This window comes from Flagellimonas profundi (assembly GCF_017313275.1).
Lineage (GTDB): Bacteria > Bacteroidota > Bacteroidia > Flavobacteriales > Flavobacteriaceae > Flagellimonas > Flagellimonas profundi.
Map to the genome: position 1 here is coordinate 886,536 of NZ_JAFLNM010000002.1, position 24,173 is coordinate 910,708.

Genomic DNA, 24,173 nt, shown 5'->3' on the forward strand with positions numbered 1-24,173 from the left:
AAGATTTCAGTAGTCTTCATTTTTGAATCTAACAGCGAAGCATTCTAAATCCCATCTCTATTCATAAAAACTGACCACTTCTCGATTTTCGTGCCCATTGTCGGAATATTCCCGATAGGTGAATCCCGGGTGCACACAGTAACCGCCAGTTTCCCCATTTTTATTAATGGCCAAGAACCCAATTTGGAAATCTTTTCGACCTTCGTTTTTTTTCATGATACGTTTTACGCCCTCCTCACAGGCTTCCTGTGGACTTTTTCCCTGTCGCATCAATTCCACGATCAAAAAACTGCCTACCGTACGGATCACTTCCTCGCCGACCCCCGTGGCGGTGGCACCGCCCACTTCGTTGTCGATAAACAGTCCAGCGCCAATAATGGGGGAGTCACCAACGCGCCCTGCTACTTTGTAGGCCATGCCGCTAGTGGTGCAAGCTCCTGCAATGTCGCCATTATCATCAATGGCAAGCATACCAATGGTGTCATGGTTTTCTATGTTGATGGTCGTCTCATATTTGGAGGTTTTTAACCATTCTTCGTATTGTTTTCGTGTGCTTTCGGTCAACAGGTCTTCCTTTTTAAAGCCTTGTTCGTAGGCGAATTTTTCGGCACCCTTGCCCGCCAAGATAATGTGCGGAGTTTCTTTCATCACCTTTCGGGCCACGGAAACAGGATGCACAATATTCTGCATGCAGACCACGGAACCACAATTACCATCCTTATCCATAATGCAGGCGTCCAAGGTTACGTTTCCATCACGATCGGGGCGGCCGCCCTTGCCCACGGTCTCGTTGGTTTCATCGGCTTCCTCGACCATAACGCCTTGTTCCACGGCATCCAGGGCATTACCTCCAGATTTTAGGACCTCCCATGCTTTTTCAGAAGCATTGAAAAAGTTCCAAGTGCAGACCACGATCGGTTTTATGGGGTCAGGGGTTGGAATTGTTGCTGCTGGGACAGTTTCGGACTTTGGTTCTGTTTTACAGGCGACCAATGTGGAAGCGGAAACCAGTCCTGCGGCGGACAGACTGGAATTTTTCAGGAATTTGCGTCGTTCCATGGGTTGGTATGTTTACTTTTAAGGGTTATAAATATACGATATGCTGGTAGAAGTTTGTGCCAATTCTTTGGAATCGGCAAGGAATGCGGAGAGGGCAGGAGCGGATAGGATTGAACTTTGTTCGGAGCTTGGCGTGGGGGGCATTACCCCATCTGCTGGATTGATTCAATTGGTTAAAAAGGAACTTACAATTCCTATTCATGTTTTGGTTCGTCCAAGGGGCGGGCATTTCACCTATTCGGATGCTGAATTTGAAGTAATGAAAGCCGATATTTTGGCGTGCAAGGCATTAGGGGTGCATGGCATTGTTTCTGGAATTTTGATGGAAGATTTTTCCGTGGATGTTGAAAGAACAAAGGCCTTGGTGGAATTGGCAATACCAATGCATTTTACATTTCATCGGGCGTTTGATTGGGTTTCGGAACCTTTGGAAGCCATCAAGCAGCTTGAAGCAGTTGGGGTTCAGACCATTCTAACCTCTGGTGGAGAACCATCGGCAGAAAAAGGAATCAAAAATTTAGGTGCTTGGCAACAAGAAACATCGATCGCCATTATGGCCGGGGGAGGAGTATCGCTCAAGAATGCATTGAAATTCAAGGATATCGGTTTGCGCGCTATTCACGGTTCGGGCACCTCATTTGGGAATGAACTGAATCTGGAAGGGAAAATCAGTATGAATTCCAGTAAACATTTGGTTGAGAACAAGGTTGCTATTTCGAATTTAGATACGCTTGCTTCTATGGTCAAAGCCGTTAAATAAAATTTAAATACGCTGTTTAATAGCAGATTAGCACTAATTTTGTAAAAAAATTGTATGTCCCGATTTATCATTTTGGCAATCCTCTATGTGGTGCTCGCCGTTTATGGCTTTCAAGCGTTCCGTACACTGTTCAAGAGTCCGTTAATGCAATGGGCCTACATTGTACTGTTTTTGGCCGCCTTGATTTTTTTGACCATAAAAGTAATGACCTACGACCCCGGTGATGGGTTTAAGGGTACCGCAGCGATTGCAGGAACCATTTTTGCGGCTTTCTTTTTGTTGGCAATGGTGTTGGGCTTTTTTCTTTTGTTGGAAGATGTTATCCGCGTAGTAGGTTATGGATACAACAAGATTGTTGGGGTTTCCGATGTAGATACAGGTTATTTTCCTTCGCGAAGAAAGTTCATTAGTGGTATTGCCCTTGGTTTGGCGGCTTTGCCTTTTGGTGCCCTGCTGTACGGAATGTACCGCGGAAAATATAATTATCAAGTATTGAAGTACGAGTTGGAATTTGATGACCTACCCGACGCTTTCCATAATTATCAGATAACGCAGATTTCCGATGTGCACAGTGGTAGTTTTGATGATTACCAAAAAGTGGAGTACGGGGTTAATCTGGTCAATGAACAAAAAAGCGATGTGATCTTCTTTACGGGTGACATTGTAAACAATCGCTCTACTGAACTGGAACCCTGGAAAGAGGTTTTTTCCCGCTTGGACGCCAAGGACGGGGTATTCTCCATTTTGGGCAACCACGATTATGGGGATTATGCTGTTTGGGATACCGAGGAAGAAAAAGCACAGAACTTGGAGGACTTAAAGACCATGCAAAAGGACATGGGCTTTGATCTATTATTGAATTCCAATCGATATTTGGAAAAAGATGGCGAAAAGATCGCTTTGGTCGGGGTCGAAAACTGGGGCCGCGGTGGATTTAAGAAAGCAGGTGACCTAGAAAAAGCCAAAGAAGGCGTTTCCAAAGAAGATTTTAAAATATTGTTGAGCCACGATCCTTCACACTGGGAAGATGTGGTGATCCATGATGATTACCATTTTCATTTGACCTTGAGCGGACATACCCACGGTATGCAATTTGGTGTCGAAATCCCTGGTTGGGTAAAGTGGAGCCCCGTAAAATGGCGCTACAAATATTGGGCAGGCATTTATAAAGAAATGGAGCAATTTATTAATGTAAACAGAGGGTTTGGATTTATAGGTTACCCAGGCCGTTTTGGTATTTGGCCAGAGATTTCGGTGATTACCTTGAAGAAAAGGGGACTGGCTTAGACCGAACTTTAACAAAACAAAAAGGCACTGATCAATTTCAGTGCCTTTTTTAGTTTAAGTTGGTTATGTTGCTAATTATCTTTTAAAGTTTTAATGATGCCCCTATGCCTATCATAGAGGTGGTCATGTCATAAGATACTTCACTACCCGGAATTGCTCCATAAGGTGGGGAGTTCTGAATAAACTGTGGGTTCAATACTGGGCCCGAAGTGGCATCGCCACTTGAACCATAATGGTAAAGTACGTCTAATTGGAACCTATCGCTCACCTCATAACTTAGCCCAACTTGAAACGCATTTTTAATAATTGCCGTTGCAGGTATATTAAAGAACGCCACGTCGCTATTGATAGGATTGGAGCTGTAGGTGTATCCAAAGCGTAAAGGAAGTTTGTTGATTCCCTTATATTGAATCCCTGCAGAGATAATAGTGATATTTTCCCATCCGAACCCGGCCACAGAGCCTGTTTGTGTCCAACCCACTGAAGAGAAACCATCTGTGTTTTCATAATCCACAGTTCTGTAATCAAGAGCAAGGTCTATGGTTCCTAATGAGTACCCTAAACCAACGGAGAAAATGGAGGGATAGTCCATAGTGAAGTTATTGGTGCTAGTAGAACCGTCCAAATAGGTGTTTTCCAATTCAAACTCCCCGAAATTTTGTTCTGTTTTATAGGAAACCCCGGCTTTAAACCCAGATTTTGAGTTATAAAACAATCCAAGTTGTCCACCAAAACCAAATGCGGAAGCCTTATCGGTTGAAGGGTAACCAGCTTGGTTTGGGTTTGCGGTAGGGTTGGGCATCAATTCTAAACCGGAATAATTAAATGTGGGTTGTATCCCTAATGAAAGTTCATCAGTAATTTCATAGGCCCAAGCAAATCCAATTTGCAAAAGCATATAGTCGGATTCAATCCTGCCAAATCCACCATTGGCCTGGGGCATGTTTATAGGATTGGACATATTTTCAGGGAAAGTGACGCCAAATCCACTAATACCAAAGACAGATGCACCAAAGGTGTGTTTGCTGTCGGGCTTGCTCCATACAGCTGCAAGTGCTGGTAGTGGGGAAATTCCACGGTCATCCTCGGTAGTTCCACTATAAAAGTTGCCCGTGGGCTGTCCTTCATTATCGAATTCAGGAACGGTAGAACTTAGTTCTGGAGAGGAAAAGAAGAGTCCAACATCCAATTTGATAATGTCCTCATCGAATGCGGAAATGGTTGCAGGGTTCCAATGCAATGCCCCGGAGATATCCACAGGCTGTGCAGTTGCCGCACCTCCCATTGACATATTTACCGAGCCAACACCTTGCATAATGTGTCCGGCCTGCGAAAATGTGACTGTGGTCATGAAAAGAGCACCAAGTGTAAAAAGAATATTTTTCATTTGTTGAGGTTTTACACAGTAAGTGGCTGAATAATAAGTTAATGGTCAGTCAATTGCTGTAAAGTTATTTCTGGTATAAACCTATAAACTACGTAGACTAAAAGTAATGATAAATGTCATAAATCCGATGAACTACATAATACTCTGGCAATTAACCGTTAAGCAAGGATTAAATTCAATTTTTAAAACAGAATATGATCTTTGGTATTTAGAAGGAAGCCTAATAATATTTTGGGTTTTTTGATAGGGTGAGGTTGATTGGTTTTGAAGAACCGAGTATATAATTCATTATAGGTAAGTGTAAGTAACATACTGGGTGTAAAACATTCACATTTTTTCTTACTTTTGACTGTAAACCTTAGAATACATGTCCAAATTTGGTGAACTCATAGATTTACAAGTTCCAGTATTGTTAGATTTTTATGCAGAATGGAACGAGCAATCCACTTCCATGCATCCTGTATTGAGTGATGTGGCCGCAGCCCTTGGTGATAAGGGAAAGGTGATAAAAATTGATGTGGACAAGAACAAGGAACTTTCACAGGCACTTCGTATCAAGGGATTGCCAACTTTAATGATCTACAAAAAAGGAGAGATGGTATGGCGCCAAAGTGGTGAGCAAGATGCCAATACGCTCATAGGGATCCTAAATGAATATATCCAATAATAAAAAAAGCGAGGTTTTAGCCTCGCTTTTTTTATTACTGTTCTTCATCCGGAATTATAGACTCCGGTATGCTATCCGTTGTTTCCAGTGGTATTGTTGAATCTCCCATGTCCGGATCCATTGGCATTGGTTCGTCCAGTACCTCTTCTCCATCGTCCACAAACTGCGAGAACATATCTATATATTCATTAAAAATAATGGTCTCGGATTCTGCTAGCTGTTTGTCCTCGTTATCGATAAGGATATCAATGTTTCTTCGGTACGCCTGCATATCGGATAGGATGTCGTCAATTTTATCGTATTGCTCGTCCAGAGGGATGTTGGCGTAATATTCCAGATGTTCTTGATATACTTTTTTGAGTTTTTCGAACAGTTCTCGGGCCTTTTCAGTTTCACCTACTTTGTAATACCCATCTACAAAAGGTTCAACAAAAGCATAGTAGCCATAATGGTCTACCGGCATATTGTCCATGGCGATGTTGATTACATCCTTGGCCTTGTCAATTTTATTTTCCTCAATAAGCGTTTCCATTAAACGGGCCAAATTGCTTCGGAACGATAGGCCTTGTGAACGTGTTTGTGGGTCATGATAAATTTTATCACTACCGGAGTTGCCCCAATCCCAGTCTTTCACGATATCGTACATCAAATCTGAATCAATACGACCCATTTCAAAGGAGTTTCGGTTCGGGGTTTTTATGGGCACCAATTTGTACACCAGACCATCCAGCTGAAGGTAATCCTTCATCCAAATATATTCGGCACTATCAAAGCTTCCTCCAGAAAAATAGATGGGACGTTTCCAATCGTTGTTGGCAATAAGGTCCAGCATCAATATCCTGTTTTTGGGAAGTGCGCTTTGTGGCAGGTCAATATCGATATAATCCACAATCAAGGCAGAATCCTTTTCTTTTACCAGACCACTTTCCAGTACATTCTTTTTGTTAACGGGAATCCTGATTTTATTGGTGGGATAGTACACAATATCCAAGGTGCTTTCCGAATATTGATTCAGATCGGCTCCTTGGCTACTTAAAATGTGTCTGAATTTTGTTTGGGGTTTATCGCTCCCGATCCAGTTCATGAAATCCTTGATGTTCCAACGATTGTCCGTAATCCCCCTGTAGTACACAGCATCCCTTGTTCCATAACTATACTTGTCGTGGGTAAGTTGGGAGGGGATCGCATCGCTCTCGTAGGCTTTGCGCTTCATTTGGTCTATATACCAATCGGTGGCAAAAAGACTCGTATTGACTACGCGAACATCGGTTCTATATTTTTCGATTTCTTGAGCATACCAAATAGGGAATGTATCGTTATCTCCAATGGTAAAGAGTATGGCTCCTGCATCTTCTTGGCACGAGTCGAGATAAGCTTTTGCGGTGGATGGTGCAGTATACCTATTGGAACGGTCGTGATCGTCCCAATTCTGATATCCCATCAAAAGAGGAACGGCCAACAAACATAATGTTGTGATGGCAGGCGCAGCAATTTTGGCCGAAATCAATTTTTTAAATTCTTCAAATAGCCCATAAACACCGATTCCTATCCAAATACAGAAAACGTAGAAGGATCCCACCAAGGAATAATCCCTTTCCCGGGGTTGGAAGATGTATGGGTTCGTATAAAATTGAATGGCAAGTCCCGTGAACATGAAAAACACGAACAGCACCCAAAACTGTTTTGGGTTTTTGGATATCTGAAAGACAATCCCTAGAATCCCCAAAAGCAGTGGTAAGAAGAAATAGGTGTTGCGGCCTTTGTTGTTTTTCCAATCACTGGGGAGGTTTTCCTGACTGCCCAGTCGAATGCTATCAATAAAATTGATACCACTTAGCCAATTGCCATTTTCATCATAACGACCTTGGACATCATTCTGTTTTCCGACAAAATTCCACATGAAGTAACGCATGTACATGTAACTGAACTGGAAATCGAACAAATATTCCAGGTTTTGTCCCAATGTTGGAGGCTCCACTTCAATGTATTCCCCGAACTCGCGCAAAAAGCGAATGTACTGCTCACTATCCAATTCACCTTGGGAGTAAGCTGTCTTAAATTGATTTACAGCTTCGCGAAGTTCGTTGTTGGAGATATATTCTGATTTAATCCGGAAATCCAACGCTCCGAAATAGCGCATATAGTTTTCGGCATGCTGATCGCTCCACATTCTGGGTAAAATGCCCACGTGTTTTTCGTTGGGACCTGGAATAGCCCCTTTGTAATGGTTTACGATGACATATTTCCCCAATTCCAAATCCTTCTCATATTTGGGGCTGTCGTCCCTGTCTTCTCCGGCAGGAGCAAAGGTATCCGAATAATACGCTCCGTATACGGGACTGTCCACACCCGGATATTGTTCCCTGTTGTAGTATGCCAGTAGGGCCCTTGCGTCGGCAGGATTATTTTCGTTAACTACGGTTTTTGCATTAGCTCTTATCGGAAGCATCAACCAAGAGGAGAAGCCAAGAATAAGGAACATGAGGCAGAGAACAATAATGTTCAAATTGTAGTAATTGTTTTTTCGGGTATATCTCAGTCCAAAATAAAAAGCAGCTATAAAAAGGAGCCCCATAATAATGGAACCCGAGTTGAAAGGAAGTCCAATTTCGTTGATAAAGAATACCTCGCTCCAACCAAACAACTCCAACACATAGGTCAAAGAAAATTTATAAACCAATATAAGAACTGCCACTACCGCTATATTGGCGAGCAGAAAATTCTTTACCGTAGTGGTTTTATATTTTTTAAAGTAATAGAGCAGCCCGATGGATGGAATGGCCAAAAATCCCATAAACTGGATTCCGAAGGTTAGTCCGATTACAAAACAGATGAGCATAAGCCAACGATGCCCTCTGGGGTCGCCCAAATTGTCTGTCCATTTTAAACCCAACCATAGCAATAGAGCCATAATTAAACTGGCCATGGCATATACTTCGGTTTCCACGGCATTGAACCAAAAACTATCGGAAAAAGTAAAGGCCAACGCTCCAACAAGACCACTTCCCAATATGGCAATAGCCTTACTATTTGATAAATCACCTTTTTTGGAAACCATTTTTCCTACCAGATTGGTAATGGTCCAAAAGGTGAACAAAACGGCAAATGCACTTGAAACTATGGATACCGCATTGACCATGAGCGCTATTTTGGTTTCGTCACCAAAGGCGAACATGGCGAAAAAAGCACCTATCATTTGAAGCAATGGAGCTCCTGGAGGGTGTCCTACTTGCAATTTTGCCGAGGTGGAAATATACTCCCCTGCATCCCAAAAACTTCCTGTGGGTTCAACGGTCAGGGCATAAACTATAAACGCGATGGCGAAGGAAACCCACCCGAGGATGGTGTCCCATTTTTTGAAGTCTTTTGCAAACATAGAGTTGGTTGTTAACCGAATTGTGGCGAATTTAGTAAATATAGAACAGAAGCCTAACGCTTTTTGGAAAACCTTTAACACCCGTTATAAAGAAAAATAGCATGTATTCTTGCCAAAAATATTTGTTGAAACCAAACTTTGTTTTAAATTTGCACGCTCAAATAAGGCACTGACCCATGGTGTAATTGGCAACACAGCTGGTTTTGGTCCAGTCGTTCTAGGTTCGAGTCCTAGTGGGTCAACTTAAAGCCCTTCTAAGTCGTTTGATTTGGAAGGGTTTTTTATTGGGCTTAATTCCTATCCAAATGGGATGATTTAAATGAAATTAAAAAAATTTGCATATATTTGTACTAAATGAACTGAAATAGTACATATAATTATGAATGTTCGAACTAGGGTATTGCGTGTCGCCAAAGAAAGGTTTCTAAAGTATGGTTTCTATAAGGTTTCCATGGATAGTTTGGTTAAGGAACTTAGGACTAGCAAGAGTAGCCTCTACAATCATTTTGACTCCAAAGAAGAATTGGTCAAGGCGGTCATGGAGAGTTTGAACAATGAAATAAATGCTAAACTAGAAGAAATTTTAGATGACGATCAAAATAGCTTTAAAGGAAAGCTAGACGCTATTTCTGATTTCACTAGAAATTTATTGTTGAATGTCAGTGAGGAATTTTTAAAAGATTTAGAAATAAACACACCTGATATCTGGGATGAATATCAAAAGAACAGAATAGAACGAATCAACAAATATTATCGAAGGCTTTTTCAAATTGGAATTGACGAAGGTATTGTCAAGAGTGATGTGAATCTGGATGTAATTATCGCAATCTATTTCAATCTTATGGAGTTGCCCTTAAAGAATAGATATATCGATCTTTTGAACATGAACAGTCAAGACATTTATACTGAGGTAACGAATGTTTTTCTTAATGGTATCATGGTAGACTAAATTTTTTTTAAACCAATAGTACTCAAAAAACCATTTTAGTACACAAAATAAAAAAACATGAACGCTTTTAATACTGAAACAATAAATCCCACGACTCAAGATTTACCCGTAGCTATAATTGGAGGAGGTCCAGTTGGTCTAGCGGCAGCGGCTCATTTAAAAAATTGCGGCCAAAATTTTGTTCTCTTCGAATCTGCAGAGGAAGTCGGGGCCAATATTCTATCGTGGGGGCATGTGCCTTTGTTTTCACCATGGGAATACAATATCGATAAAGTGGCCGAAAAACTTTTAAGAGCAGAGCATGTGGAAATACCAAACAAAGAACTTGTCCCCAGCGGAAATGAAATTGTCCATCAATATTTAAAACCACTTGCAAAATTAAAAGGAATAAAAGAGAACATCCATTTAAACTCCAAAGTTTTGGCCATTGGCAGAACAGGACTGGATAAAACAAAAACCCTTGGTAGGGAAAAATTGCCTTTTTCCATTCAGGTAAAAGAAAATGGTCAATTTAAAACATATTCGGCAAGAGGGGTAATAGATGCTTCAGGTACATGGCACAACCCCAACCCCATAGGTTCTGGGGGAATATTTGCTGTTGGTGAACTTGAGAACCGCAAACTCATCCATTATGGAATGCCAGACGTTAAAGGCAAGGCACGAGAAACATTCGCTAACAAATCCATCTTGGTTGTTGGGGGAGGACATTCGGCCATTGGGTCCATATTGGCTCTGAACTCAATCTCCAAAGAATTTCCAAATACCAAGATTCATTGGATCCTGAGAAAGGAAAGAGTCGAAGATGTTTATGGTGGTCAAGAGGCCGATGAATTTAAATCCAGGGGAGCTTTGGGCATTGCCATAGAGAGGCTCGTCAATACTGGTGCCGTGGAAGTCCACACACCGGTTTACATCAACGAAATAAGGAAAACAATAAATGGATTGCTCATCAGGGGCACTAAACAAGAAGAATTATTCCTATTGGGTGGAATTGATGAAATAATCAGTTGTACTGGCACACGACCTGATTTTGACTTTTTAAGGGAAGTCAGATTTGAGTCCGATGCATTTTTGGAATGTGTTCCGGCATTAACCGATTTGATCGATCCCAATATTCATAGTTGTGGAACGGTTCGCCCCCATGGTGAGTCAGAACTAAGGCAAAAGGAAAAAGATTTTTACATCGTGGGCATGAAAAGTTACGGTAGGGCCCCCACCTTTTTAATGGCAACAGGATACGAACAGGTAAGGTCGATTGTCGCCCATATAAACGGGGATTATGAAAGCGCAAAAAAGGTAGAGTTACATCTACCCGAAACTGGAGTCTGTAGCTCTGGGTTGATGGAAAAGACAAATAAAGAGGCCAAGTGCGACACCAGTTGCGGAGGCTAGAAATGGTGTCCGAAGAAAGAGCCCAAATAGTATTGAAAATATAAAGATGTAGGTGATGAAAATAGCAAGAATACAAACAGGGAAAGTTAGAATCAAAGAAAGTCAAATAAGCAGGACCAACGGAATCACCCCTCCAATGGCCAAAGTCTTGTTCAGTAAAAAATGGGCCGATTGGGTTCCGATCTATGCATGGGTGATTGAACATGAAGAAGGTTTTATAGTCGTTGACACGGGCGAAACCTATAAAACAAGTGTAAAAGGATATCTTCCGAAATGGCACCCTTATTACGCATTGGCCGTAGATTTTGATGTAAAGCCAGAAGATGAAATTGGTCCACAATTGTTAAAAATGGGAATTGACCCCAAAAAAGATGTAAATAAGGTAGTATTAACGCATTTACATACAGACCATGCCGGAGGCTTACATCATTTTCCCAATGCTGATATCCTTATTGAAAGGAAAGAGTTTAAAAATGCATCCGGATTAAAAGGTATCCTGGCAGGATATTTACCCCATAGATGGCCCAAATGGCTTGATCCAATACTCATAGACCTACCGGATAAACCTTATTTTTCATTTGATAAGAGTATGCCCGTTACCAAGGACGGCAAGGTAATGATCGTTGCTACTCCTGGACATGTGGCCAATCATATTTCCGTGATAGTAGAAATAGATGGGATATATTATTTCTTGGCGGGGGACACTTCCTACACCCAAGAAAATCTGCTCAATAAGGTGCCTGATGGAATAGGTACTGTTGAGAGTATTGGAACCCTTGAAAACATACTGGCATTTTCAAGAGAAAATCCAACTATCTATTTGCCTTCACATGACCCATTGATCCCGGAAAGAATAGAACATGAACAAGTGGTTCAATGGTAAAAAATGGTGCCGGGCCACAGATTAAAACAATTAAAGGAATAGCAATAATTATAAACTTCAAAAACAAATATTATGGAACGAATTACCTATTATGATATTCCAAAAGGAATGTTCGAAAATTTAATGACGACGGAAGATTTTATCAATCAATCCCCTTTAGGGATTAAGCTGTTGGAACTGATAAGATTGCGGGTTGCCCAAAAAAACGGTTGTGCTTATTGTGTGGATATGCACCACAAGGAACTAAAACACCTAGGAGAGACTGATCTGAGACTTTCTTCCTTATGCGTATGGAAAGAGACCCCATATTTCACCGAAAAAGAAGAGGCAGCGCTCAACCTGACCGATGCACTTACCAAGATGAGCAGAGATCCTTTGCCCGAAGCAACATTTGATGCATTGACCCCGCATTTTAGCAAGGAAGAGATTTGCTATTTAACGTTGGCGATTTCCCAAATAAATACATGGACCCGCTTGATGAAAACCTTCAGGTTTGTTCCTGGAAATTATCAAGTAAAAGAAACGGTCTAAAAGCATTCCAATTATCCAATTAATTGGAAACACAGTTTACACTGGTCGAAATCTAATGTTTTGTGGTTTTTAGGGAAGGAGGATACCTCAAGGTTTTGTATTCCCTTCCCTTTAATGCATGAATTGGATGAACCATGTTGGACTAATAATAATTGAACAAAATGAAAAATGTAATTCCCCCTTTCTTTGTCCTATTTGTCATTTGGACATTGAGTGCTTTTCGTGTAAGTGGACAAGAAAATGTGGAACCCAAAATAGTGGCCTCCATAGATTTGACCATGGTGGCAAAGGATAAAGTTCCCGTCACTATTGACCCCGATAGCCTTGATGTTGATTTGGTTATTTATAGGTTGCCCAAGGTTATTCAAGGAACCTATGCTATTGGAGACTATGGTAGATTTGTTGAACAGTTTAAGGCTTTTGATTATAAGGGCAACGAACTATTGGCCTTACCCATAGATGCCAATTCCTGGAAAATCCACAACGCACAAAACCTGGATAAGATTCAGTATTGGGTAAACGATACTTTTGATATGGAAAGGTCGGGCATTCCAAATATTCCGCTTTCACCATCCGGCACAAACATTGAACCAGGTAATTATGTATTGAATCTTCATGCTTTTGTGGGTTATTTCGATTCGCTCAAAAACAGTCCCTATGAACTGGACATAACAACCCCGGTTGATTTTAAATATACGTCAGCCCTAAAATGTTCGACCAAGGAACTCTCAGTTGATGGAGAAAAAAGAACCTTAAAATATATCGCCCCGCGCTATTTTGACCTTACGGACAATCCCATGATGTTTGGCGATTTGGATATCGAAAAGTTTAAAGTAGGTAATATAAAATTTGAATTGGGTGTTTATTCTCCCAATAAGAGGTATTCAGCCAAGAGCGTCAAAAAGAGCTTGTTGCAAATGCTGAGGGCCCAAGTAACCTATCTCGGAAATTTCAAAGGTGCCAAAAACTACAGCATCATAGTGTACTTGTCAGATGGTAAGGAGGATTCCCCAAAAGGATTTGGTGGATTGGAACACAATACATCCACAGTGATCGTAATGCCTGAATACTGGGAAGAAACAAAGCTTTATAACATCATGTTCGATATGATGGCGCACGAGTTTTTTCATATCGTGACACCCATGACAATTCATTCTGAGGACATTCATTATTTTGATTATAGTAATCCCACATTTTCAAAACATCTATGGTTATATGAAGGTGTTACCGAATATTTTTCCAAACTGTTCAAAGTTGATCAGCACCTAGTCTCGGAGGAGGGTTTTTATGATGAAATGGCCTATAAGATCAATGATTCAAAAAAATTTAATGATTCTTTGAGTTTCACCACCATGAGTGAGAACATTTTAACTGAAAAATTTAAAGTCAACTACCCCAATGTATATAGAAAGGGAGCACTGATTGCAATGTGTTTGGATATCCTGATGCGGGAAGAAAGCAATGGGAAAAGAAGTTTATTGTCGTTGATAAAAGAGCTGTCTGAAAAATATGGCAAAAATAACCCGTTCATGGACGATGAATTGATTGGGGATATCACAGAGATGACCTATCCTTCTATCGGTTCATTTATGCAAAAACATGTGGTGGGTTCCCAACCGATAAACTATCAAGAATATTTGGTTAAGGTTGGATTGATCATTCAAGACGGACACATTATATCAGTCGATAATCCAGAACCCTTCAAGTTACGTTTAAGAAATGTATGGTTGAACAAGAACACGGTAAAAACCACTTTAATTGAAAATGTCAACGTCATACCAATGAACGAGGAGATTGTTCTTGAACATCAGGATGTTTTGATTGAGAACGGTAAGATAGTGGACATCCGAGTAACCGACACAATCAACCCTAGAACCCCTGTTGATTTGCTGATTGATGGAACAGATAAATATTTGATACCCGGACTTTCAGAGATGCACTATCATTGGAGAAACAATGATCGGGATATAGAAACCGAGTTCAAACTATTATTGGTCAATGGAGTTACCACGGCAAGAAACATGGGCGAATATGATGGGCAGGACCATATTGCAATTCGGGAAAAAATAAAAATGGGGCAATTGTTAGGTCCAAACTACTATACCACTGGACCCTACTTGCAAGCCGATAAGCTACAGACTATTGAAGATGCCATAAAGGAGGTTCATCAGCATAAGGACAGCGGTTACGATTTTATTAAAATTGGTGATGGAAGGGAAATTGCCAAAGAAGTTTATCTAAACTTGTTGGAAGAGGCACAAAGGTTCAACATTCCTGTTATCGGGCATGCACAACATAATTTACCATTGGAGTTCTCATTAAGGATGAAATCCATTGAACACGTAGAGGAGTTCATTTATATTTTTAATACCTCAGAAGATTTCACTTATTTAAACCATGATTTGGATTTTCTAAATGCTGCTGCAAGACAGATCAAGGATAGCGGAGTTTATGTGGCTCCCACTTTAGTGATTTTCGAAATGATCACCCAGTATCTTGATGAAGAAAAGTTCACAGAATTAAAAGCAAATGACTTGGCCAAGTATCTTCCAGAAAAGGATGCTATGTATTGGTTGTCTGATGAAAATCATTACCGCGCAGATTTTGCCAATGGCAAGGATAGAATTGATTTGGGAATGGACCCATTGGAATTTTTCGAAAGTTATTATGAATGGATGAAGGTATTCACCAAAATATTGTCTAATCATGATGTACCCATGCTATCAGGGAGTGATACCTTTGGGATGGTGATTCCGGGATTTTCATTGCATAATGAATTCGAATTTCTACAAGAAGTTGGATTGACACCCTACGGAATATTAAAATCAAGCACAATTGTTCCGGCTAGATATTTAGATGTTTTAGCTTCTGAAGGAACAATTTCTGAGGGAAAAAATGCAAATCTGGTTTTGTTGAATAAAAATCCACTCGAAGATATCGGAAATACAAAATCAATTGAAGGGGTTATGCTCAAAGGTACCTGGTTTAGCAGAGATAAGCTGGATACCATGTTGTTGGAAGTTGAGATGTCCAATGATTGATTTCAATTAAGGTTGAATTGACAATCCCTGCAAATACAAATTTGCAGGGATTGTTTTTTGGCTTATACTTTGCTTAATACATATGCAGGTAAAGCAGGAAAAGTATTCGTCCCTACCTATCCGGCAAAACATTGATCTGCGAACCTTTTATTTTGGACGGTTGATAAACCTTTCTTCTGGATGGCATTGTTTAAAAATGATTAATCGCCCAAAGAATAGAGGTATTCCGCCGCCGCAGCACTCATTTTCTTGTACTCATGCCCAACGCCGGGGACCACATGAAGCTTCCATTGGAAATCAGTCTGAAGGGAATCGGCAAGTTTTTTGGAAAAATTGTAAAAATAGTGTCCTCGTTCCAATCGGTGATGTCCTTGCAAGTTCGCCGTAGGCGATAGTAATAAAGTGCCTCCTGTTTCTGAAGCATTGTCCTTTTCCCCAAGAAAAACCACCAGTTTGTTATTGAAGGATTTTCTTAGGCTCTTTGTGTTCATAGGGCTTTCGCCTAACCCAAAAAATAGTGGATGCTCCAAATCCGGTAGGGTATAGAACCCTGAATTTCCTGCAAGAATTCTATTTGCCTTTGATTCTGGATGGAAAATGGCAAATCGATGAAGGATTTGCCCTCCGGCCGAATGTCCAAATACATCATAAGTTTTGGCAAGGGACCCTGTCGCTTTAACTGCAGCGTTAAAAATATGGTCCATGTCGTCGAAAATCCAAAACTCACTATTTGGGACCGTTTTATATTGAAGCAATGACTCGTCGAGGCGAACTTGGTTAGTGCCTTTTACGGGTGTAGCGATTTCCATAATATTTATGTCGGTCAATACTCCTCCAAGATGGTATTGGTCAAATCCGAAGGTAGGCTCTGGATATATTGGAGCTAAAACCAATACATTGTGTTTTTCAGAAGCTCTTATCCAAGCATCACGGTAATCGTCACCATTGCGACCCGACCCTGGAATTACAATCAAAATCTTGGATTCTGGATCAAAATTTTTGGGCATGTGATAGAATACGTAAATGTCTTTTGGACCGCTTTCTGTTTTCACTTGCATGGGAAATGATCCTGACCCTTGGTGCAATGTCAATTTGTCTATGGAAAAGTCTTCATCTGCAATTGGGACCAAGGCCATGTTGCAATGAGGACATTTTCCCTCGTGGTCGAAAACTTCCTTATCGCAGCTAAGATCGCAGGGTACGCATTGATATTGCGTAACATCCATTGTTTTCTTTGATTCTTTACAGGACCAAAATGATACAATCAAAAGACCGAGGTATAGCAAATATGTTTTCATAATGTATGTTTTTGTTTAAATTTTAAAAAAGAAGAATGTTCTTGGGATAGTCTTCAATGCTTCAGGATAAGCCCTGAGTCCCGATCCCAACATTGATACTCTGTATATTCCAAAACCTGTTGTACTACATCTTTCCCCATCCATTTTTCCACCAAGTACAAGGCTCCGTCAATACCGGCCGAAACACCAGCTGTAGAGAAAATGGTACCGTCGTCCACAAATCTTGTATTATCCAGAACCGTTGCATTACTGACTTTTTTCCTGAGTTGTGGCACTGCATCATGAAAGGTGGTTACGGTTTTACCATCCAACAGACCCGATTCGGCCAAGAAGAAGGCTCCAGTGCAAATTGAAACAAATTGTTCTGTTTCCGGGGATATTTTCTTTATCCAATCTGTAATTTTTGCGTTTTCAGATGCTCTTCTCCCATTTCCACCAAGGAATACTACAATGTCGGCTTTCGGAGCATTTTCTATGGTGTAGGTGGGGGTTAGGGTAAGTACTCCTTGACTGGTTACCGGCTGGTCGGTGATTCCTACTGTAAATACGTTCATTCCGGCAATGGTAAATATTTCCAACGGTGCAGCAAGATCTAGAATCTCGATTCCTTCATGTAGAAATACCGCGACTCGTAGTTGCTTTTTTGGGGTGGGGTTCATTTTTAAATTACTTGTTTGACAGATTGATGGTGATTGTATTGGGGAATACATCGTATCTGATTCACCTCCCTTGGCTTCCAATGGAGGAATCATGGCAACCATTAATAAAACAACGATACTTTTTAACCTGTTTGACATTACTTTGGACTTCATACTTAAATCATGTAGTTTGATTACAGGTACAAATAACTTGAAAAGCTAATGTCAAGAAAAGGACACAATCCCTTGGTATTAGGACAGAATGTCCGAAGGGAGTTGATTTCGATGTTTTTTGAGTAAATTTCTTAGATGCTCTTCGCTTTTTAGACCGCATTGCCGTGTAACGGAGGAGAAAACCAAGCCTTTTTTTAGTAGTTGATAGGCATATTCAACTCTAAGACGGTCAATGTAGGCACCTATGGTAATACCTGTGACCTTTTTGAACCTACGTGTAAGGTTTCGGGGACTGGTAATTGCAATTTCGGCCAATTCTGGAATTCGCAACGAAGTATCCAAATTTTCAGAAATATATTGTTGCACTTTGTGAACCCTATCATCAATATGATTTCGGTAATCCATAAATACAGATAACTGGGGATCAGATGGTCCACGACGAAGATAGAGGACGCACTCTCTGGCCACCTCGGCCGCCAAGGCACTATCATATCGTTTTTCCACAAGATGTAGGGATAGATCTATCCCAGAGCTAATGCCTGCACTGGTAATCAGGTTGCCGTTTGAAACAAAAAAATGGTCCGTTTCCAGTTTACCATAGGGAAAGGCTTTGCGAAAATAATCGTGATAACGCCAATGTGTGGTATATGATGAATCGTTCAACAATCCTGCAACACCTAAAAAATAGGCCCCGGTACAAATAGAACATAAGCACACCTTATTGCGATATTGAAGCACCAACCAATCATAAAAAGCGCCATACGTGTCTCGGTTGTATTTCTCCATCTGTTCCATTTGTGCACCAGGTAAGATAATGATGTCATTTTCCTTAGGAGAGGTATCTTGCCAGGAACGTAATCCCCCGAATTTTATCCCTGCACTGGAATGTACCGATTCCACGTTCTCAATTCCTGCATATGTCAATTCAAACTCGGCTCCAAGGGTCTTTGCTTCATAAAACACCTGGGCAGGACCGGTTAGGTCCAAAGGGTGGACCCCACTAGGTACAATAATAAAAATGGTTGTTTCCAATAATTTAGATGTAATCAAATTTCTCTCAGGAAAAAGTAAAGCAGGATTTTTACATGGATTTCCGTTTTTCCATATCAAAGCTAGCCTTTCGAGACTGAACTTACGTTTATTGTGAAAATAAGAAAAGTAATATCATTTTGAAAAAGTATACAATCTGTGAGACAAGGAGTAAAGGAGTAAAGATGCGCAAATTATTTTAACGATGATGTTTATGGCAGGTTGTTTATCTTTAAAGGATTTTATCTTTGTTATGACCCGCGACTTTATTGATATCAACGATTTCACCATATTGGTAGAGGAAGCTACGAGCACAAATGTAGTTGTGGATGCCTGTTACTTTGATGAACCCGTAGTTGCCGTTGCTTTTTATGGATCTGGCAATGTAGACCTAAACGTAAAATACGGTAGTAAAACCAAAGCTTTCAATTATACCAAAGGATTGGCACTTTCATTTTATGCCGATTCCAATGTTGAGTTCGAGCATACCGTTTCGCCGAAAAAGCCCCTTCGGTGTGTCCTTATTGCAACCGCTTTGAGAAACTTGGAAAATCTCCCCAATGAAGAAGGTGAAATTTTTTCATCCTTATTGAATGAATTGGTAAATCCTTCGGATCACTATGTTGAAGGACCAAAATTTTTTATGACCCCCGATATGGATCGGATTGTGGATTCGGTTTTTAACATGCAATACCACGGTAAAACCAAAATGATGTTCTTCCGTAGCCAAATGACGGCCTTGCTGTCCCATTTTTTCGGACAATTGGCCACTTTGCAAACTGAGAAAATCAATACCGCGGAACGGGATAAGTTGTACAGGGCCAAGGAAATTTTGATCGATAATCTGGATAATCCTCCTTCACTGTCCGAGCTGTCGCGCAAAATAGGCCTGAATAGCTATAGCCTTAAAAAGAATTTCAAAGAACTTTTTGGGGTGCCGGTATTCAAGTACCTACAGAACGAACGTTTGAAAACTGCCCATGAACTTATCAGTAGCCAAGAAGCAACCGTACAGGAAGCGGCATGGCATGTAGGTTATGATAGTTTGAGTTCCTTTTCCAATGCCTTCGAGAAAAAATTTGGTTACCGTCCCAGCCAAATCAAGTAAACTCCCTTTCCAACAAATCATACTCCTTTTGGAATAAATAAAGGCCTGACTGTCAGTGTAGTTTTGTCCTGTAATCTAAAAAACAGGAAAAATGAAGACAGTAAAAGCTTTGGCAATTGGAACCTTGGTTTGGACTCTTGGAGTTTCTGCCTTTTCGGCCATATACATGTTGCCGATTATGGAAGACCGCTATTTGCAGGCCAATATAGGATTGGCATTGGTTGTCCCTCCTTTGGTATGGTTGGGAGCATGGATGTATTATAAAAAAGAGAAGTCCCCTCAGGGATTTGTTCTGGGATTGTTGATGTTATTGTCCAGTGCCACATTGGATGCCTTGATCACTGTTCCCATGTTGATTATCCCCTATGGTGGGAGCTATGCGAGCTTTTTTGGTTCCACCGATTTCTGGTTGATAGCATTGGAATTTGTCGCTTTTGCTACCCTCTATTGGTATGTAAGGGTCCGTCCGAAACAAGTAAAATCCATAAACCGATTATAAGACTGCTATGGAATTCTCTATAAACACAATCACAACGATCAGCACCATCTTGCTCACAGGTTTAACCGCAGGACTCTGCTTTACTTGGGCCAATGCCATAACACCGGGAATAGGTCGTTTGGATGATCTTGGATACTTACAATCCTTTCAAGAAATGAACAGGGCCATTATCAACCCGCTTTTTTTGGTGGTGTTTTTTGGGCCGTTTTTAGCCCACATTGCCAACATATATCTCAACAGACAACAGCCCAACCCGGTTTTTTGGATGCTTTTTGCAGCAGGGATACTATTTGTGGCTGGAGTTGTGGTGATTACCATATTTGGTAACGTGCCCCTAAATGAAATGCTGGAAAGTACCGATTTAGAGAACTCTTCCCCAGATCAGTTGAAGGCTCTGCGAAACAGTTTTGAGAACAAATGGAACAGACTACATCTGATAAGGACCATTACCTCGGCACTATCATTTTTGCTGCTGATCCTTACCCTTTTACAAAATCAAATCAATTCAAATATAAATTTATAATCATGAGAAAAGACAATTTTTTAATCATCGGAGGAACCGGTAAAACAGGACGTAAGGTTGTTGAAAGTTTGGAATTCCTCAACCAAAACGTAAGAATAGGTTCAAGGTCCTCAGAACCAGCATTTGACTGGAGCAATGAGGATACATGGGAGAACGCTCTTGAGGGAGTTGACAAAATGTACATCACCTATCAGCCCGATCTAGCAGTGCCCAGAGCATTACAATCCATTGAACAACTTATCCGTTTGGCAAAGAAAAGGAACTTGAAAAAGGTGGTGCTACTTTCCGGGAAGGGTGAACGGGAAGCAGAACTTTGTGAGCAGGTGGTCATTCACTCAGGATTGGATTATACCATTGTACGTGCCAGTTGGTTCAGTCAAAACTTTAGTGAAAGTTTCTTTTTGGAACCCATCCAACAAGGATTTGTTGCATTGCCACAAGCTGAGGTGCAAGTGCCTTATGTGGACACTGGTGACATTGCCGATGTGGTAGTGGAAGCGCTGCTTCATGATGAGCATAATGGGAATATTTATCAGCTTACCGGGCCAACGACTTTGTCCTTTAAAGAAGCCATTGCGGAAATTGCCAACGCCACAAACAGGGATATAGCTTTTGCTCCGATTTCCATTGAAGAATATGTGGTGGCCATGAAAGAACATGATGTGCCAGCGGACTTTGTCTGGTTGATCGAATATTTGTTCACCGAAGTGTTAGGGAATCCTATGGTTTCAGAAACCACCAACGATATAGAAAAAGTACTCAAACGCAAGCCGAAGAGTTTCTTGGAGTACGTGAAGGAAACTGCAAAAACAAGTGTTTGGGATAGAGCGGTGCAAACCGTTTAGCGAATGTTATTGACCAAACTCCACTTTGCATAATAACCAAGGTCAATTTTAATTAGGAGGCATAAGTATAATTTTGTCACATTTTCAAGAAACGCACAAAAAACAGTAAAGCATGAATACCTTTAAAATTGACCTTTCCCTGTTTTACAGATAAAATTGAAATAATAATCAATCATAAAATGAACAAATATATCATCACCTTCTGCATTGTGCTGTATGCCGTTGCGGTCCCGTTTTTGGAAATAAACAACACCCACGTGTTCAATCCGGATTGGACGCCCCATGTGCGAATCCATGAAGTCTGGCAATTGATCACGAACTCTGGAATTGGGTTATTTTGTCTATGGCTGGTCTGGGTTAAAAAGGAAATAAAAATCAGTGCGATGGCAAGTATGTTTATTACCGGGGGATTTCTAGTGGCCTATATTTTGAAGGACTTATATGGCGGATCCATGAAATATTTGGACGGGAGTGAGAAAACACTTTTCGGAACCAATATTGGAGTTTTGGGATTTGGACTTGCATTTGTGCTACTATTGCTCACTACATTAAAGAAGGAAAAGCGGCAATAATTTTTAATTTTATCAATCATCAATCAAAAAAACAATGAAACAAACACAATATTTTATCATTTTACCTTTATTGGCCTTCTTGATTTCATCCTGTCAGGAAAGTGAAAAATCAAGTCTTACATTGCTGAGCGATCATATCCCAAAGGATAAGCCATTGGTTTTTGGTCCTGGAGTTGTTTCCATAAAAGAAGCGAAGGATTTTGCCATTACGTTCTCCCCAGAAATGGACGAAATGTATTTTACGCGAAGAAAACCCGAAGAGGACAATGAAATTTATGCCATGAAATTAACTGATGGCGAGTGGTCTAAACCGAAATCAGCATTTTTTACTGCAACCGAAGGATGGGACTTTGAGCCCCATATCAACCCTAAAGGTGATAAACTATATTTTGGAAGTTTAAGGCCCCTTAACGATACAATTGGATCAACAGGGTTACATCAATGGTACAGTAAAAAAACCGTCAACGGTTGGAGTAAGCCAAAACCATTGGAAAAGCCATTTGTAGATAGGTCTGTAATAATGTACTTAACATCTTCAGAGAACGGCAATTTATATTTTACCACTGGAGAAAAAGGCGACAAACCAGAAGATTGGGTTATTTATAATTCAATTAGGGAAGATGGTCAATATAAAAGCATCAAAAGAATGGAGGGGGAAATAAACGCTTCGGGCAAATTAATAGCTCATTCATTTATTGCACCGGACGAAAGTTATTTGATCTATGATTTTGAACATGAATCAGGGTACGGGGAAAGTGATTTATACATCAGTTTCAATAAAGATGGTGCGTGGTCAAAACCTTTTAATCTGGGACCTGAAATAAACACTGATCAAACTGAAATGACGGCCAGTGTTTCTCCGGATGGCAAGTATTTGTTCTTTCATAGGGGAATAGATGATGATGGGGATATTTATTGGGTGGATTTCAGGCCCATAAAAGAAAAAATAGAGAAGAACATTGGCGCAAACTAACAACTGTTAAGGTCATGGAATTTAGAAAAGCAACCTCTGAAGATGTGCCGACCATTGTTAAAATGATTGCAGACGACGCTTTGGGGAGTAAGCGGGAAAACTATACCATCCCATTGCCCAAAAAATATTATGATGCCTTTGAGCGCATAGATTCGGACCACAACCAAGAACTGATAGTTATTGAAAACGAAAACGGTCAGGTCATTGCTGTTTTTCAAATGACATTCATTCCTTATTTGACCTACCAAGGTGGTATTCGGGCCCAGATTGAAGGGGTTCGCGTCCATAAAGATCATCGTGGTCTTGGCATCGGTAAAAAAGTCTTTGAGTGGGCCATCCGAAGAGCAAAGGAACGAAACGCCCATTTACTCCAATTGACCACCGATAAAAAACGCCCCGATGCTATCCGTTTTTATGAGTCCCTAGGGTTTAAGGCTACCCATGAGGGCATGAAGATGCATTTCTAAGTCCAAATCAGCTTTTCTTAAAGAAGATTAAGATTTTGATTCTTCATCTTGCATATGTTTGCCAAGGGAAGGGGCGGTGCAATTTATTGCTTCCCAAACTAAAACATAACTGGATAAGGAATCCAAAAGAATAATTCAAATGAGACTGAACACCATAGTATTGGCCACGTTACTTTTTTTAAGCCTTTCATGTCGGGAGAGAGAAGGTAAACCCCTTCAAGAAGGCATGACTTTGCGCTTGGAGCTATTCACCTCCGATATGAAAAAATCAGTTGGTTTTTATACAGAAATCCTTGGTTTTGAAATGGAAGGGGAACAAATAAACAATGCTTATCAACCAGTAAAAAGAGGACACGTTGTTTTGGGAATTGGCCCCTTGAACAAACTTTCCAAAGACCATCATTTTAATCCCGGTGTTCAACCTGTTCAAAATGGATATGGAGTGGAAATCGTGTTGGAAGTGGATAGTGTTGCAGCAGTTTATGAAAAGGTAAATTCAAGTGGATATCCCATTCATGATCCTTTAAAAATACAACCTTGGGGTCTTACCGATTTTCGTTTGGTCGACCCCAACGGTTATTATTTGAGAATTACTTCCAGACCGGAATAAAGGTCCCAAACATAGTTGTTGATGTGCATTACTGAATAAAGATGTATTCTTCTTGTAGTCCGAGATTTTTTAAAAAACATTATCTTTTCGGAAATAAGCATTTTT

Annotated in this window: 22 protein-coding genes and 1 tRNA gene; 17 read left to right on the forward strand and 6 right to left on the reverse strand. The window is 40.5% G+C overall.

The window, feature by feature from the left end; all coding sequences use genetic code 11:
• Positions 1-57: 57 nt before the first annotated feature.
• On the reverse strand, positions 58-1,059 hold the full coding sequence (locus J0654_RS12920) for an isoaspartyl peptidase/L-asparaginase family protein (protein ID WP_207029501.1): 1,002 nt from the start codon (positions 1,057-1,059) through the stop codon (positions 58-60).
• Between the two features lie 40 nt (positions 1,060-1,099).
• Here J0654_RS12920 and J0654_RS12925 point away from each other — a divergent pair, with 40 nt between their 5' ends.
• Entirely contained in the window at positions 1,100-1,819 is a 720-nt protein-coding gene (locus J0654_RS12925; protein WP_207029502.1) for a copper homeostasis protein CutC, read from the forward strand.
• Positions 1,820-1,873: 54 nt separating this feature from the next.
• Positions 1,874-3,106, forward strand: a complete 1,233-nt coding sequence (locus J0654_RS12930; RefSeq protein WP_207029503.1) for a metallophosphoesterase — start codon at positions 1,874-1,876, stop codon at positions 3,104-3,106.
• Positions 3,107-3,188: 82 nt separating this feature from the next.
• Here the strand turns inward: J0654_RS12930 and J0654_RS12935 are convergent, their stop codons facing one another.
• Positions 3,189-4,493, reverse strand: a complete 1,305-nt coding sequence (locus J0654_RS12935; RefSeq protein ID WP_207029504.1) for an OmpP1/FadL family transporter — start codon at positions 4,491-4,493, stop codon at positions 3,189-3,191.
• A 367-nt stretch (positions 4,494-4,860) separates the two neighbouring features.
• Between J0654_RS12935 and J0654_RS12940 the strand changes: the two genes are divergently transcribed.
• A complete protein-coding gene (locus tag J0654_RS12940) occupies positions 4,861-5,160 on the forward strand; it encodes a thioredoxin family protein (protein ID WP_100817192.1) in 300 nt (99 codons plus the stop codon).
• Positions 5,161-5,194: 34 nt separating this feature from the next.
• Here J0654_RS12940 and J0654_RS12945 read toward each other — a convergent pair whose 3' ends face one another.
• On the reverse strand, positions 5,195-8,536 hold the full coding sequence (locus J0654_RS12945) for a glycosyltransferase family 117 protein (RefSeq protein ID WP_207029505.1): 3,342 nt from the start codon (positions 8,534-8,536) through the stop codon (positions 5,195-5,197).
• A gap of 170 nt (positions 8,537-8,706) precedes the next feature.
• Here J0654_RS12945 and J0654_RS12950 point away from each other — a divergent pair.
• From J0654_RS12950 to J0654_RS12975, 6 genes are all read left to right on the forward strand, one after another.
• Positions 8,707-8,778, forward strand: a tRNA-Gln gene (locus J0654_RS12950).
• A gap of 137 nt (positions 8,779-8,915) precedes the next feature.
• Entirely contained in the window at positions 8,916-9,485 is a 570-nt protein-coding gene (locus J0654_RS12955; protein WP_207029506.1) for a TetR/AcrR family transcriptional regulator, read from the forward strand.
• Between the two features lie 57 nt (positions 9,486-9,542).
• Complete coding sequence (locus J0654_RS12960) at positions 9,543-10,877, forward strand: NAD(P)-binding domain-containing protein (protein WP_207029507.1); 1,335 nt, start codon at positions 9,543-9,545, stop codon at positions 10,875-10,877.
• Positions 10,878-10,932: 55 nt separating this feature from the next.
• Positions 10,933-11,760: an N-acyl homoserine lactonase family protein gene (locus J0654_RS12965; RefSeq protein WP_207029508.1), complete on the forward strand. Its 828-nt coding sequence runs from the start codon at positions 10,933-10,935 to the stop codon at positions 11,758-11,760.
• A gap of 72 nt (positions 11,761-11,832) precedes the next feature.
• Positions 11,833-12,291, forward strand: a complete 459-nt coding sequence (locus tag J0654_RS12970; protein WP_207029509.1) for a carboxymuconolactone decarboxylase family protein — start codon at positions 11,833-11,835, stop codon at positions 12,289-12,291.
• Positions 12,292-12,452: 161 nt separating this feature from the next.
• Positions 12,453-15,332 carry a M61 family metallopeptidase gene (locus tag J0654_RS12975; protein WP_207029510.1) on the forward strand — a complete coding sequence of 960 codons (2,880 nt, stop codon included), beginning with the start codon at positions 12,453-12,455 and terminating at the stop codon, positions 15,330-15,332.
• A 200-nt stretch (positions 15,333-15,532) separates the two neighbouring features.
• Here the strand turns inward: J0654_RS12975 and J0654_RS12980 are convergent, their stop codons facing one another.
• The 3 genes from J0654_RS12980 to J0654_RS12990 all read right to left on the reverse strand — a co-directional run bounded on the left by J0654_RS12980 (position 15,533) and on the right by J0654_RS12990 (position 18,474).
• Positions 15,533-16,630, reverse strand: coding sequence for a heavy metal-binding domain-containing protein (locus J0654_RS12980; protein WP_207029511.1), 1,098 nt, complete (start codon positions 16,628-16,630; stop codon positions 15,533-15,535).
• 53 nt (positions 16,631-16,683) lie between these two features.
• Complete coding sequence (locus tag J0654_RS12985; RefSeq protein WP_207029512.1) at positions 16,684-17,442, reverse strand: DJ-1/PfpI family protein; 759 nt, start codon at positions 17,440-17,442, stop codon at positions 16,684-16,686.
• A 78-nt stretch (positions 17,443-17,520) separates the two neighbouring features.
• Complete coding sequence (locus J0654_RS12990) at positions 17,521-18,474, reverse strand: GlxA family transcriptional regulator (RefSeq protein ID WP_207029513.1); 954 nt, start codon at positions 18,472-18,474, stop codon at positions 17,521-17,523.
• Positions 18,475-18,685: 211 nt separating this feature from the next.
• On the opposite strand from J0654_RS12990, the gene J0654_RS12995 reads away from it, so the two are divergent.
• From J0654_RS12995 to J0654_RS13030, 8 genes are all read left to right on the forward strand, one after another.
• The gene (locus J0654_RS12995; RefSeq protein WP_237685985.1) at positions 18,686-19,579 is read left to right on the forward strand and encodes a helix-turn-helix domain-containing protein; all 894 of its coding nucleotides are present in this window, start codon (positions 18,686-18,688) and stop codon (positions 19,577-19,579) included.
• A gap of 91 nt (positions 19,580-19,670) precedes the next feature.
• The gene (locus tag J0654_RS13000; RefSeq protein ID WP_207029514.1) at positions 19,671-20,078 is read left to right on the forward strand and encodes a DUF5367 family protein; all 408 of its coding nucleotides are present in this window, start codon (positions 19,671-19,673) and stop codon (positions 20,076-20,078) included.
• A gap of 7 nt (positions 20,079-20,085) precedes the next feature.
• Complete coding sequence (locus J0654_RS13005; RefSeq protein ID WP_207029515.1) at positions 20,086-20,601, forward strand: anthrone oxygenase family protein; 516 nt, start codon at positions 20,086-20,088, stop codon at positions 20,599-20,601.
• Positions 20,602-20,603: 2 nt separating this feature from the next.
• Entirely contained in the window at positions 20,604-21,446 is an 843-nt protein-coding gene (locus J0654_RS13010) for a Rossmann-fold NAD(P)-binding domain-containing protein (RefSeq protein ID WP_207029516.1), read from the forward strand.
• A 179-nt stretch (positions 21,447-21,625) separates the two neighbouring features.
• Positions 21,626-22,018, forward strand: coding sequence for a hypothetical protein (locus J0654_RS13015; RefSeq protein ID WP_207029517.1), 393 nt, complete (start codon positions 21,626-21,628; stop codon positions 22,016-22,018).
• 34 nt (positions 22,019-22,052) lie between these two features.
• Complete coding sequence (locus J0654_RS13020; RefSeq protein WP_207029518.1) at positions 22,053-22,991, forward strand: TolB family protein; 939 nt, start codon at positions 22,053-22,055, stop codon at positions 22,989-22,991.
• Between the two features lie 14 nt (positions 22,992-23,005).
• Complete coding sequence (locus J0654_RS13025) at positions 23,006-23,458, forward strand: GNAT family N-acetyltransferase (protein ID WP_207029519.1); 453 nt, start codon at positions 23,006-23,008, stop codon at positions 23,456-23,458.
• Between the two features lie 139 nt (positions 23,459-23,597).
• Positions 23,598-24,068 carry a VOC family protein gene (locus J0654_RS13030; RefSeq protein ID WP_237685986.1) on the forward strand — a complete coding sequence of 157 codons (471 nt, stop codon included), beginning with the start codon at positions 23,598-23,600 and terminating at the stop codon, positions 24,066-24,068.
• Positions 24,069-24,173 lie beyond the last annotated feature (105 nt).